Genomic DNA, 12,998 nt, shown 5'->3' with positions numbered 1-12,998 from the left:
CCGCGATGCGTTTCAAACCTGATCGAACGCCTGCCAGCCGCCGCCCAGCGCCTTGTATAGCCCGACCAGCGCCTGCGACACCGCCGCCGAGCTGTCGATCCACTGTTCCTCGCTGGCCAGCAGCGCCGACTGCACCGTCAGCACGTTGAGAAAGTCCACCGCCCCTTCCACGTACTGGCGCTGCGCGGTCTCCAGGGCGATGCGGTTCTGCCGCACCGCCTCGGCCAGGTGATCACGACGTAGCTGGCTGGCGTTGTACAGGCGCAGCACGTCGTCGATCTCGTGCCAGGCACCGAGCACCACCTTGCGGTAGTTCAGCGCCGCCTCCTGCTGCTGGGCCTCGCGCAGCTCCAGGGCGCCCTTGAGCCGCCCGCCCTCGAAGATCGGCAGCGACAGCTGCGGGCCGAAGGCGAACCGGCGCGAATCCCAGCCGCCGAAATCGGACAGTTGCATGGCCTGGAAACCGACACTCCCGGACAAGCGGATGCTCGGGTAGAAGTCCGCCTTGGCCACGCCGATGCTGGCGGTGGCGGCATGCAGGCGGGCCTCGGCCTGGCGAATGTCCGGCCGGCGCTCGGCCAGCTCCGAAGGCACGCCGATGGCGAAGCGCTGCTGCGGCGCGGGCAGCTCGCCACCTTGCAGCAGCTCACGCTGCAGGCTGCGTGGTGGTTCGGCAGCGAGCAAGCCGAGGGCATTGATCAGGTCGTCGCGACGGGCTTGCAGGGTCGGCAGGCGCGCCTCGATCGAAGCAACCAGGGCGCTGGCCTGGGCTACGTCGAGACGGGTAGCGACCCCTTCAGCCTGACGACCTTCGGACAACTTCAGGCTGTGGCGGGCAACCTTGAGGTTGTCCTGGGTGATGTCCAGGGTGTGCTGCACGGCACGCAACTGGATGTAGTTGCCGGCGGTTTCCGCAAGCAAGGCCAGCAGCACGCCCCGGCGGTCGTTCTCCGCCACCGCCACGCTCGCGTCGGCGGCCTCGACCTGGCGGCGCACACGCCCCCACAAGTCAAGCTCCCAGCCGGCCACCAGGTCGCCTTGCCAGAGGTTGTACGCCGACTTGCCGGACTTGCCGGACGGGTCGTTCAGCCCCTCGGCGCTGTTGCGCGCACGGCTGTACCCGGCGTTCACGTCCACCGCCGGCAGCTCGTCCGCCGCCACGCTGCTGCGCAAGGCGCGGCTTTGCAACAGGCGGGCACTGGCCATGCGCAGGTCGAGGTTGCGTTCGGTGACCTTCTGGATCAGCGCGCTCAGGCGCGGGTCATGGAAGCTGTCCCACCAGCGCAGTTCCAGCGGTTCGGCCACCGGCTGGCTGGGCGCGGCAGCGCCTTGCAGCTGGGCCCAGTCCTTGGGCGCCTCGCTGTCCGGGCGCCGGAAGTCCGGGCCGAGGGTGCAGCCGGCCAGCAGCATGGCCAGCAGCAGAGGGCTCAGGCGTCTCATCGCGCAGTCACCTCTTTGCCGGCCAGCGTGTCGCCGTGGGTATCGATGGTCGCTTCCACCGACATGCCCACGCGCAGGCGCGCCAACAGCGGCTGGCCGTCATCGAAGACGATCTTCACCGGAATGCGCTGCACCACCTTGGTGAAGTTGCCGGTGGCGTTGTCCGGCTTCACGGCAGCGAAGGTCACCCCGGTGGCCGGGGCGATGCTCTCGACACGGCCGTGGAGTTGTTCACCGGAGAAGGTATCGACGCTGATACTCACCGGTTGCCCCGGTTGCACATGGGTCAGTTGGGTCTCCTGGAAGTTGCCGACAATATAGGCGCGCTCCAGCGGCACCACCGACAGCAGCCGCGCCCCCGGATTGACGTAGGCCCCGATGCGCAGGGCGCGCTCACCGACCATGCCGTCGACCGGCGCGGTGATGCGGGTGTAGGACAGGTCCAGCCGGGCTTTTTCCAGCCCGGCTTCGGCACGCTTGAGCTGGCCATCGGCGCTGGCCACCTGGGCGCTGAGGATGTCCACCTGCTTGCGCGTGGCCAGCAGCGCCGCCTGGCTGTTGGCCAACCGCGCACGGGCCTGGTCGACGCCGCTGCGCGCCTGCTGGGCATTCTGCACGGTGCCGGCGCCCTGCTCGGCCAAGCGGCTGTAGCGGGTCACCTCGTGGTCGGCGAAGGCCGCCTCGGCCTGGGCCGCCTTCACCGCCGCCTCGGCCTGGGCGATCAACGAGGCCTGGCGTTCGAGGGTGGCGCGGGCATCCAGGCTCTGCGCCCTGGCCACCAACAGCTGGGCCTGCGCGGCGTCGAGCGCGGCCTGGTAGTCGCGCGGGTCGATGGTCGCCAGCAACTGGCCGGCACTCACCTGCTGGTTGTCCTCCACCAGCACCTCCTTGATGAAGCCCGCCACCTTCGGCGCCACTACCGTGTAGTCGGCGGTCACGTAGGCGTCGTTGGTGCGCTGGCGATGATCGCTGCCGAACATCCAGGGGCCGACCAGGGCGGCGAGCACGGCCACGGCGAGTGCCGAGCCGATGAAGAGCGTCTTGCGGTTGTTGGTCATCTTTCTATCTCGAATTCAGCCCCGGCTTCAGGCCACCGCACGCGGCGGGAAGATCCGGGTAGGCACGAAGGGGATCAGGCAGATCATGGCGACGGCGATACCCGCCATCACCAGGTACAGGTCGGCCGAGGTCAGCACCAGGGCCTGTTCATGGATGCGCTTGGCCAGGCCAGCGGCGTTGTCGTCGATCAGCGGCGCGTTGCCCAGGCTGTCGACCAGGTGGTTGGAATGAAAATGCCGGCGCAGGGTGCCAAGGGCGTCGAGCAGGCCGCCGGCGATCACCGCGGACAATCCTTTGACCGTGTTGAACCAGGCGGAAGCGAACGGCCCTTCCTGCGGGGTCATGCCATTGGTGGAGAGCATCAGCAAGGGCAGCACCGCCATCGGCTGGCCGAACACCTGCAGCAGGTAGAAGGGGTAGAAGTCGCCGCGAATCCACTGCGAGGTCAGCAGGCTGCTACCCACACACGACGCCGCCAGCATCGCCAGGCCCACGGCCAGCACCCAACGGCAGTCCACCGCGCGGATGTTGCACAGCGCTGCGGTGAGCGGCAGGGCGAGCAACTGCGGCATGGCCACCAGCAGCATCAGCGGGCTGGTTTGCGCCGGGCGGTAGCCCTGGATCTGCGCCAGGTACGCCGAAGGAATGCTGCCCACCCCGGACAACACCACCAGCACACCGGCCAGGGTCACCAGGGCGAAGCTCAGGTTGCGCCGCGAGAGCATGCGCAACTGGAAGAACGGCAATGGCTCGGACCACTCGTTGTACATGAACAGCACCAGCAACAGCAGGCCGCCACCGAGCAGCCAGCAGATCAGCGGCGAGTCGAACCAGCCCCAGCGGTCGCCCAGCGACAGGCCAAGGACGATGCAACTGATCGCCGGCAGGCCAAGCAGCACCCCGCGCCAGTCCAATTGCCTGAAGCGCTCCAGGCGCAGCGGATCCTGGGGCAGGCCCCAGCCGACACAGGCGATTGCCAGCAGCGACGGCAGGATGATCTGCCAGAACGCCCACTGCCAACCGACGTACTCGGTCCACAGCCCGGCCAGCGGCGTGCCGAGGTTGGGCCCGAAGGTGGCGGTCAGGGCATAGCAGGCCAGGCCATATATCTTGATGCCCGGTGGCAGGAAGCGCAGCGCCACGCTCATCAGCATCGGCGGCAAGGCGCCCGAGGCGAAGCCCTGCAGCACACGCAGCAACATCAGGCTGTGCAGGTTGGGAGCGAAGGGTTGGATCAGGCCGAGCACGGCAAACAGGCCGACGGCGGTCATGGTGAAGCGGCGCAGCGAGAAGGTGGTCGCCAGCCAAGGCGCGAAGGCCATGGCCGAGACCGAGGCGGCGCTGTACACCGCCAGCAACCAGGCGCCTTCGTCGGCACCGATGCCCATGGCGCCACGGATGTCGCTCAGGGAAATCTTGGTCACCGCCTCGTTGAGCCCGGCGCACAGCACCGCCAGCAACACGCCGAACAGCCCGACCACCACCCGCAGGCCGAACGCCGTCTGCGCAGGGGCGGCCGGCGCAGGGGCGGCGGCCAGCGCGGCGGAAGGCGCGGTCAGGGAACTCATGGATAGACATCTCCAGCAACATTTTAAGGGCTGGGGGAAGTCTAAGAAGGTCGAATGCTGACGAAAACTGACTTGTCGGCAGCTTTATGTTGCGCCAGACGCAATCCAGGCTAAATGCTGCAAGCTAGCATCTCCTCCTTTGGGAGCAACTGTCTTGTGTTGCTTGTAATGGCCTCATCGCTGGCAAGCCAGCTCCCACAAGGATCGCGCTTGGCCTGAGGGCGGCGCGGTCGGGGTGGGAGCCGGCTTGCCGGCGATGGACCGCGCAGCGGTCCTCATCAAGGATCGATGCTGCCGCAGGCCTTCAACGTCTGCCGCAACCAGCGGTGCGCCGGGTCATTGTCGAAGCGCGGATGCCAGGCCTGCATCACGTTGACCTTCTCCAGCGGCACCGGGATCTCGAACGAACGCAAGGGCAGCTTCAAGCGCTGCACGCTGTTGAGGATATTGGCCGGTATCGGCAGGATCAGGTCCGAATCCGGCAGCGAAAACATCGCCGAATGGAAGCTGGTGGTGATCAGCGCCACTCGCCGCTCCACCTTGCAGTTGGCCAGCGACACGTCGATCGGCCCGTTGGCGCGACCACGCCGGGACACGCTGATCTGCGGGTAGGCGGCAAAACGCTCGGGAGTGATCACGGCATCGAAGATCGGGTGATCCTCACGGGCCAGACCGACAAAGTAGGTGTTGAACAGGCTCTGCACCTTGATCTCCGGCCCCAGCTCGATGGCCGAGCTGATGATCAGGTCGATCTGCCCGTTGCGCAGCACCGCATCGTCATCGCCACTGCCCTCGGGCACGAAACGCAGCACCGTGCGCGGCGCCTGGGCCAGCATCATGCGCAGCAACTGTGCGCCATACAGGGCAATGAACAAGTCGTTGGTGCGGATGTTGAAGGCGCGGTCGAGGTTGACCAGGTCGACGGCATCGCGGCTGCGAAACACCAGGCCAGCCTGCTCCACCAAGCCATGCACCTGTTCGCGCAGGGCCAACGCTCGCGGGGTCGGCACCAGGCCACGGCCGGCACGCACCAGGATCGGGTCGCCCATGGCCTCGCGGATTCGCCCGAGGGTCCGGCTCATCGCCGCCGGGCTCAGGTTCATGCGCTGGGCGGCGCCCACCACACTGCCTTCGTCGAGCAGCACATCGAGGGCGACGAGCAGGTTCATGTCCGGGAGTTGCATGGCCGTTTTCCGTGACAGCTGTGGGAAACGCGATGGTAACAGGTTGGCCGATTGCGTCTGACGCAATGGCGCCGTGCGTGGGGGACCATTTATCCGTAGAGGTTATTGAATCGACAATGGTGTGGCCTCACCGCCGGTAAGCCGCGGCAGCGAACCGCAGCGCCTACAGGCAGCGCATCTCCCTGTGGGCGCCGCGGTTCGCCGTTGCCACTTGCCGGCGATGAGCGCAGCACTGCCATCCATTCTCCAAAGGATTGCCCATGCCCCACCCGGTTCTGATCGCCATCGACGCCTCCCCGGCAGCCACCAGCCTGCTCACCCTCGCCCAGCGCTACTGCCGCCCCGGCGAGCACACCCTGCATGTGCTGCTGGCCATCGACTCGACCTTCGCCGTGCACGACAACCGCACGGCCTACACCGAGCAGGAGCTGGAGGAATACCCCGCCGCCTGCGACGAACAGCAACTGGCCGAGCACGCCGTGAACAGCGCCGTAAGCATGCTGCGCGAAGCCGGCTTCGACAGCCTGGGCTGCATGGTCGCCGGCCAGCCGGTGGAGGCGATCGTCGCCAAAGCCCGGGAGCTGGAGTGCGAACTGGTCATCATCGGCCACCGCCACCTGACACGGCTAGGCAGGCTGCTGGATCCGTCGATCAGCGCCAAGGTGATCGACCGGGTGAAGGTGCCCGTGCTGGTCGGGGCAGCTTGAGCCAGGAAAACCGTTGATCAGCCAGTACACACGAGGTAATGCAACTGCATTGGCCAGGTAATGCACTCGCATTACCGTGGCCGATATTACCCCTCGCGGACTGACGACCATGGCTACTACCTTCGAAGCGGAATCGACTCTGACCGAGCGCTACCAGACAACGGTCCCCGAAACCGTTCGCCGCGCGTTGGGCCTGAAAAAGCGTGACAAGATTCACTACTCGATCCGCCCTGACGGAGCAGTGATACTCACCCGCGCAGAGACAGCCGAGGAAGACCCTGCCGTGGGGCAGTTCCTCGAATTCCTGGAGCGGGAAATCGCCACGAACCCGCAACGTTTGAAGGTTGTCGATGCAGAGTTTTTCGCTCGCCTGGATGCACTGGTTGGCGACGTTGAAATCGATCTCGATCAACCTCTATCGGCGGACGATGAATGACTGAAACGAGGCGCAAACCTCTATGCGTGCATGGCTGGAGTGTGTTCGCCCACCCCCTCTTTCTCGACAAGCTCGAGGCGCTCATCGATAAAGTCGAAGTGCTTCAGAGGAAGGACCCGGTCGGGTACGTGAAGAAAAATGCGGCGAAACGATTGAAGGCCATCAGAGGCTTGGCCTTCGACGTCATTGCCCAGGCACCCGGCAACCCGGACCATCGCATGGGTGGCACACTGGGCGCGGAACACAAGCACTGGTTCCGTGCCAAGTTCTTCCAGCAATATCGCTTGTTTTTCCGTTATCACGCATCCAGCAAGATCATCGTGCTGGCGTGGGTGGACGATGACGACAGCAAACGCGCTTACGAGAGCAGCGACGACGCCTATCGAGTGTTCCGCCGAATGCTGGGTAACGGACACCCGCCTGACGACTGGGATCAGCTGTTGCAGGAAGCTGCTGCGGCAACAGCCCGATTCAACGCCACCCTCAAGCGCTGACACCTGCCTGCCAATGCATCGATGGCGTCAATGCGAGAACGGGATCAGCCCTCGTTCGGCTTGACCACCACGGTACACGTGGTCCCCGCCGCCAGCAGGAACCCTTCCGGCACTTCATCGATATGGATCCGCACCGGCACCCGCTGCGCCAGGCGCACCCAGTTGAAGGTCGGGTTCACATCGGCGATCAGCTCGCGGCTTTGTGGGTTGTCACGGTCGTAGATCCCCCGGGCGATGCTCTCCACATGCCCTTTGATGCGCTCGCCGCTCATCATCTGCAGTTCGGCCACATCTCCTACCTTGACGTGGGGCAGCTTGGTTTCCTCGAAGAAGCCGTACACCCAGAACGACTGCTCATCCACCACCGCCATCACTGCCTCGCCGGTGCGGGCGTAATCGCCCTTGTGGATGTTCAGGTTGGTCACATAGCCATCGACGGTGGCAACGATCTGCGTGCGCTTGAGGTTCAGTTCGGCGGCGGCCAACTGAGCCTGGGCGTGCTGGTAGTCGGCCAGGGCGGAGCTGGCGATGTTGCTGGCGTCGTCGCGGTTCTCTTTCGAGATGACCAGGTTGTCCATGTCGGCGCGGCGCCTGGCGTTGACCTTGCGCATTTCCCAGGTGGCCTTGCGCGAGGCCACCAGCGCCTTGGCCTGGTCCAGCGCCAACTGATAGTGCTCGGGATCGATGCGGATCAGCACGTCGCCCTTCTTCACCCGCTGGTTATCCTTGACCGGCACATCCACCACATAGCCCGGCACGTCGGCGGCAACGTTGATGATATCCGCGCGCACCCGGCCGTCGCGGGTCCACGGCGTGGTCATGTAGTGCAGCCACAACTGGCGGCCGATCACCACGGCAGCGGTCAGCACCAGCAGGGTGGCGATCAGGCTGAAGAACTTTTTCATTGCAGGATTCTCACCAGTAGAGCGACAGCGCAAGGGCGCCGAACAGGCAGACGAACAGGCTCAGGCGCAGCAGCGCCGGGTGCCAGAAGAAGCGGTAGCCATCATGGCTGGCGATGAACCGGTCCAGGCCCCAGGCCAGGCCCAGGGCGAACAGGAACATCAAGGTCATGGTGGGCATGTACACGCCATGGAAGGCGATCTCGCGGGGCATGGTTTCACGGAGCATCGTGCAGTCCTTTCGCCGGTGCCAGCGGCGACTGTGGGTCGAGCAGGGAAGAACGGATGAAATGCAGGTAGCTCTGCGCCCGGCGCAGCACCGAGGTGTCGAAGTGCCGGGCGAAAGGTTCATCGGTGGCCTGCACGCGGCTGATGGCATGGTCCACCGCCACCAGGGCGCGTTCGTGGTTGCTGGCGCTGGGTTGCAGGAACAACCGCGCCAGGGCCCGGCCCATGACGCGGATGGCCTGGCGCCACGGCTGCGAGTCGGCGTAGGCCGGGTGCACCGGGGCGCGAGCCTGCTCCTTGCGCAGCTCGATAATGGCGTGGCCGATCTCCAGCACCGTGAACATCCAGCCCATCAGCTGGCTCTGCACCTGCGGCTTGCCGGCGGCCAGGCCGTAGGCCTGGTGCAGCAGGTCGCGGGTACGGCTCTCGAAAGCCGAGCCCAGCCCGCGCAGGCGCCCGCTGATGGCGAACAGCACCTGCTCGCGCAGCTCCTGCTCCAGGCGGCTCCACAACCAGCGGCTGTTGGGCGGCAGGATGATCGCCCCGGCCGCGGCGCAGACGAACATGCCGATGACCATGCCGATGTAGTCGTTGATGAAGGTGTAGGGGTTGTAGATCGTCAGGTTGTTGGGCACCGAACCGATGGCAAAGAACACCAGCAGGCCCAGGCCGTAACCGGCATAGGCCGGGCGCGAGGCAAGGAACGCGCCGAACACGAACACCGGCGCCAGGACCATGCACAGCAGCGCGAAGCCGTCGATCCAGGGAAACACGAAGAAGGTTTCGAAGAAGCCGACGAAGGCGCCGATCGCCGTGCCGCAGGCCATCTGGAACGCCATGCGCTTGGGATTCGGCGAAGCCGCCGACAGGCCCACCGTGACCGTGGCGATCAGCGTCATCATGCCGCCACTGGGCCAATCGCTGAGCAGCCAGTAGCTGCCCAGCAGCAACAGCACCGCCGAAGCGCGCACCCCAGCGGCGAGCGATACCAGCCAGCTGGTCTGGGCCACATAGGGTTCGTCCCACTGTTCGCGTTCGTGCTTGTGCACGGCCAGCGAGGCGTGGGTCTCGGCGTAGCTGTACATCTCGTCGACGAAGCGGTACAGCAGCTCGAAGGCGGTATGGAAGTCGAGCAGGTCGGCCTCGCTGGGACGGGTCTGCAGATACTCGGCGCGCAGACCACGCACCTGGGCCTGCAGGCCTTCCTTGTAGGTGCCCAGCTCCAGGGCCAGGCGCAAGGCGTCGGCGTCGGTCAGTGCCCGGCCGACGTAGGGCTGCAGCAGCTCGGCCAGGGTGGCCAGCCCGGGTTCGATGGCGCCGACGATCTGCAACGGGCCACGGGCGCGCAGGCGCTCGAGCAACCGGTGCAGGGCGTTGAAACGCGTGGTGATGGCCATGAACTCGCTGTTCATGCGTACCAGCCGACCTGAGCGCCGGCGCATGTGCGGGTCTTCGAAGGCGGTGACGTTGCGCAGGCTCTCCAGGCCCACCGCCTCGGCGACAAAGCGCACGTTGCTGGTCTCGAAGCGGTCGCGCTGGCTGTCGCCGCGCAGGGCCTCGACCACCACCCCGGCGAATACACCGAAGCGCTGGTAGAGGGCGTTGCGCATGGCGGCACTGGCCGATTGCGGCAGGATCGCAGCGCTGACGAAAGTCGAAACCAGAATCCCCAGGGCAATCTCCAGCACCCGCCACACCGCCGCCATGAACGCCTGGTCGGGGTGCTGCAGCACCGGCAGGCCGATCATCGCCGCGGTGTAGCCGGCCAGCACGAAACCATAGGCGCGGAAGGTGCGATAGCGCATGGCGCCCGCCGAGCACAGGCCGACCCACAGGGCCAGGCTGGGCAGGAACAGCTCGGTGTTCTGCGGGAAGATCGCGATCAGCGCGACCATCATCGCCGAGCCGGCCAGGGTGCCGAGCACCCGGTAGAAACTCTTGGCGAACACATGGCCGCTCTGCGGCTGCATGACGATGAACACAGTGATCATCGCCGTGCGCGGCTGCGGCAGCTCCAGGCGCATGGCCAGCCACAAGGTGATGAAGGCGGCGGCCAGGACTTTGAAGATGTAGACCCAGGTGACGCCGTCGGTCCGCGCCCAGGCAAAGAAACCCCGGCGCCATTCCAGGCTCCGCAGCCAGCGCAAGGGCAAGCTCGATGTGCTCATTCGGCGTAATCCGGCGTGTCGAAGATGGCCAGGGTGGCCGGCGTTTTCGGTGCGGTCTGGCGCTCTTCGTCCGGCACGTCCTTGCCCGCCTCCAGCCCGCCGCCCAGGGCCGTGACCAGTTCGGCATGGGCCACCAAACGCGCGGCCTGTACCTGCTGCTGCACCTGCTGCTGGCGGAACAGCAAGGTCTGGGCGTTGAGCACGTTGAGGTAGTCGGTGAGCCCGCGCTGGAAGGCGACGGTGGCGATGTCGTAGGTCTTCTGCGCGGCGGCCACGGATTCGGCGGCGAAATGCGCCTGCTCCTTCATCGACTCACGTCGGATCAGTTGGTCGGAGATGTTCTTCAACGCGCCGATCACCGTCTGGTTGTAGTGCGCCACGGCCACGTCATAGCCCGCCGAGGCCACGCCCAGCTGCGAGCGCAGGCGCCCACCATCGAAGATCGGCAGGCTGATGGCCGGCCCGACGTTGTAGTTGAATTTACGCCCGGTGATAAATTCCAGCGGGCCGCCCCCGGTGGCCATGAAGCCCAGGCCGCCGACCAGGTCGACATTGGGGAAGAACCCGGCGTGGGCCACGTCGATGCCACGGGCCTGGGCCGCCACCTGCCAGCGGCTGGCGACCACGTCGGGGCGCTGGCCGACCAGCTCGGCGGGCAGGTTCGAGGGCAGTTTCAGCGGCGCGCCGAGGGTCAGGGTCGGGCGTTGCAGTGCCGCGCCCTCCCCCGGCCCCTTGCCGGCCAGGGCTGCCAGCTGGTTGCGGGTCAGGGCGATCTCTTCGTTGAGGCTGTCGATCTGGCGGTGGGTTTCCGGCAGCGGCGCCTCGGCCTGGCTGACTTCGAAATGGGTACCGATGCCACCGTCCAGGCGGCGCTTGGCCAGGGCGACGATCTGCTCCTGCTGCGCAAGCTCGGCCAGCACGATATCGCGCCGGGCGTAATGCAGGCTGAGCTGGATGTAGGCGCGCACCACGTTGTTCTCCAGCTCCAGCTGGGCCTGGCGCGCCTCGGCGACGCTCATGTGCGCCTGGTCCACGGCCTGCTCGCTGGCATTGCGTTCACGGCCCCACAGGTCCAGCGCGTAGCTCAAGCCGATGCCGGCGTTGTTGTCCCAGGTGTTGGCGCCGGACAACGCGCCAGGGCCGTAGAACTGATCCTCCGGCCAGTTATGGCGCTTGAGCGTGGCAGTGCCGTTGACCTGCAGCTTTTCCGCCGACTCGACCACGCCCGCCATGGCCTTGGCTTGGCGCACGCGTGCAGCGGCCATCGCCAGGCTCGGGCTGCCGGCCACGGCCTGGATGATCCAGGCGTCGAGTTGCGGGTCGCCATAGGCGCGCCACCATTGCTGGGCCGGCCAGTGGGCGTCACGCGCAGCCTCACGGATGGCGTCGTCAGTGGTCAGTTGGTTGGCTTGGAGTGTCTTGCTTTGCGGGGCGATGCCCCAGGTTCCGATACAGCCGCTCAAGGTGAGACAAAGGGCACAGGCACTGAGCGCGCTAAGCGCTCTGATGTTGCGACGCGGCACAGCTGCGATTTCCCGAGGAAGAGGTGGAGGGGCCGGGCAATTCTAGGGGCGGGTTTCATTGGCGATAAGCGTATATTCCTGCGAATCTTTGTTACCAAAACAGCGATAATCCGGCTTTAGTCGGAAGCGAAATAGCGTTACTTCATGTCACAATTTTGTCCTCTAAACCGAGAGTGACCCATGGACACCCTGCAAAACATGCGTGCTTTCAGTTGCGTGGCCCAGCTCGGCAGCTTCACCGCTGCCGCGGCGCAACTGGACACGACCACCGCGAACGTGTCGCGGGCGGTCTCCAACCTGGAAGCCCATCTGCAAACCCGCCTGCTCAACCGCACCACCCGGCGCATCGCGCTGACCGAGGCCGGCAAGCGCTACCTGATGCGCTGTGAACAGATTCTTACCTACGTGGAAGAAGCCGAGGCCGAGGCCAGCGATGCCCATGCCCGTCCCGCCGGGCAGCTGAAGGTGCATTCGATGACCGGTGTCGGCCAGCATTTCGTGGTCGACGCCATCGCCCGCTACCGCGAGTCGCACCCGGACGTGACCTTCGACCTGACCATGGCCAACCGCGTGCCCGACCTGCTTGATGAGGGCTACGACGTGTCGATCGTGCTGGCCAGCGAGCTGCCCGACTCGGGGTTCGTCTCCCAGCGCCTGGGCATCACCTACAGCATCGTCTGCGCATCGCCCGACTACGTGGCGCGCCACGGGTTCGCGCACAAGCCCGCCGACCTGCTCAAGCATGCCTGCCTGCGCATGGTCAGCCCGGTGATCCCGCTGGAGAAATGGCTGTTCGACGGCCCCGAGGGACAGGAGGTGGTCAATATCACCACCTCACCGTTCCAGGTGAACTCCGCCGATGCGATGAAGACCGCGATCCGCAGCGGCATGGGCGTGGGCGTGCTGCCGATCTACACCGCCATCGATGGCCTGCGTGACGGCAGCCTGGTGCGGATCCTGCCGCAGTACCGCCTGCAGGAGCTGAACCTGTATGCGATCTACCCGTCGCGCCAGTACCTCGATGCGAAGATCAAGACCTGGGTCGAGTACCTGCGCAACTCGCTGCCGGAAATCCTCGCCGCCCACGAGGCCGACCTGAAAACCCACGAGCTGCTGATCGCCAACTGAAAAAGCCGGTGCATTCGGGCGGGGGACAATGGTAGGTTGCTAACCATTGATTTCAGCGTCTGGCAGAGAGGTTCATGAGAGGGCTTGGCCCTCTATCGCGGATAAATCCGCTCCTACAGGGTCATGAGTTTCCTGTAGGAGCGGATTTATCCGCGATGGGC

General features: G+C 65.8%; 12 protein-coding genes. 4 read left to right on the top strand and 8 right to left on the bottom strand.

From position 1 onward, the window contains the following. Positions 1-12 precede the first annotated feature (12 nt). From LOY42_RS04555 to LOY42_RS04540, 4 genes are all read right to left on the bottom strand, one after another. Entirely contained in the window at positions 13-1,440 is a 1,428-nt protein-coding gene (locus LOY42_RS04555; protein ID WP_258599915.1) for an efflux transporter outer membrane subunit, read from the bottom strand. Then, positions 1,437-2,498 (bottom strand): HlyD family secretion protein, encoded by a 1,062-nt coding sequence (locus LOY42_RS04550; RefSeq protein ID WP_102682104.1) that lies wholly within the window; start codon positions 2,496-2,498, stop codon positions 1,437-1,439. Before LOY42_RS04550 ends, LOY42_RS04555 begins: the two co-directional genes overlap by 4 nt. A gap of 27 nt (positions 2,499-2,525) precedes the next feature. Then, entirely contained in the window at positions 2,526-4,067 is a 1,542-nt protein-coding gene (locus tag LOY42_RS04545) for an MFS transporter (protein WP_102682105.1), read from the bottom strand. Between the two features lie 278 nt (positions 4,068-4,345). Next, positions 4,346-5,251: a LysR family transcriptional regulator gene (locus tag LOY42_RS04540; RefSeq protein ID WP_102682106.1), complete on the bottom strand. Its 906-nt coding sequence runs from the start codon at positions 5,249-5,251 to the stop codon at positions 4,346-4,348. A gap of 260 nt (positions 5,252-5,511) precedes the next feature. On the opposite strand from LOY42_RS04540, the gene LOY42_RS04535 reads away from it, so the two are divergent. The 3 genes from LOY42_RS04535 to LOY42_RS04525 all read left to right on the top strand — a co-directional run bounded on the left by LOY42_RS04535 (position 5,512) and on the right by LOY42_RS04525 (position 6,888). Beyond that, positions 5,512-5,958 carry a universal stress protein gene (locus LOY42_RS04535; protein WP_139668950.1) on the top strand — a complete coding sequence of 149 codons (447 nt, stop codon included), beginning with the start codon at positions 5,512-5,514 and terminating at the stop codon, positions 5,956-5,958. A 109-nt stretch (positions 5,959-6,067) separates the two neighbouring features. Further along, a complete protein-coding gene (locus LOY42_RS04530) occupies positions 6,068-6,394 on the top strand; it encodes a type II toxin-antitoxin system PrlF family antitoxin (RefSeq protein WP_258599913.1) in 327 nt (108 codons plus the stop codon). Further along, positions 6,391-6,888, top strand: a complete 498-nt coding sequence (locus LOY42_RS04525; protein ID WP_258599911.1) for a type II toxin-antitoxin system YhaV family toxin — start codon at positions 6,391-6,393, stop codon at positions 6,886-6,888. The genes LOY42_RS04530 and LOY42_RS04525 overlap by 4 nt, the downstream gene beginning before the upstream one ends. A 44-nt stretch (positions 6,889-6,932) precedes the next feature. Here LOY42_RS04525 and LOY42_RS04520 read toward each other — a convergent pair whose 3' ends face one another. The 4 genes from LOY42_RS04520 to LOY42_RS04505 are packed head-to-tail and all read right to left on the bottom strand — an operon-like array spanning position 6,933 to position 11,709. After that, positions 6,933-7,793, bottom strand: coding sequence for an HlyD family secretion protein (locus LOY42_RS04520; RefSeq protein ID WP_139668944.1), 861 nt, complete (start codon positions 7,791-7,793; stop codon positions 6,933-6,935). A gap of 10 nt (positions 7,794-7,803) precedes the next feature. After that, entirely contained in the window at positions 7,804-8,004 is a 201-nt protein-coding gene (locus LOY42_RS04515) for a DUF1656 domain-containing protein (RefSeq protein WP_008097766.1), read from the bottom strand. A gap of 4 nt (positions 8,005-8,008) precedes the next feature. Next, positions 8,009-10,186: an FUSC family protein gene (locus tag LOY42_RS04510; RefSeq protein WP_258599909.1), complete on the bottom strand. Its 2,178-nt coding sequence runs from the start codon at positions 10,184-10,186 to the stop codon at positions 8,009-8,011. Further along, positions 10,183-11,709, bottom strand: a complete 1,527-nt coding sequence (locus LOY42_RS04505) for an efflux transporter outer membrane subunit (RefSeq protein ID WP_139668940.1) — start codon at positions 11,707-11,709, stop codon at positions 10,183-10,185. The genes LOY42_RS04510 and LOY42_RS04505 overlap by 4 nt, the downstream gene beginning before the upstream one ends. 180 nt (positions 11,710-11,889) lie before the next feature. Here LOY42_RS04505 and LOY42_RS04500 point away from each other — a divergent pair, with 180 nt between their 5' ends. Then, positions 11,890-12,837 (top strand): LysR family transcriptional regulator, encoded by a 948-nt coding sequence (locus tag LOY42_RS04500; RefSeq protein WP_110699994.1) that lies wholly within the window; start codon positions 11,890-11,892, stop codon positions 12,835-12,837. The last annotated feature ends 161 nt before the right edge of the window (positions 12,838-12,998 follow it).

The sequence above is a fragment of the Pseudomonas sp. B21-023 genome, from assembly GCF_024749165.1.
Taxonomy (GTDB): domain Bacteria; phylum Pseudomonadota; class Gammaproteobacteria; order Pseudomonadales; family Pseudomonadaceae; genus Aquipseudomonas.
The sequence above is the reverse complement of the archived record's forward strand: the minus strand, read 5'-3'. Positions and strand labels throughout refer to the sequence as shown.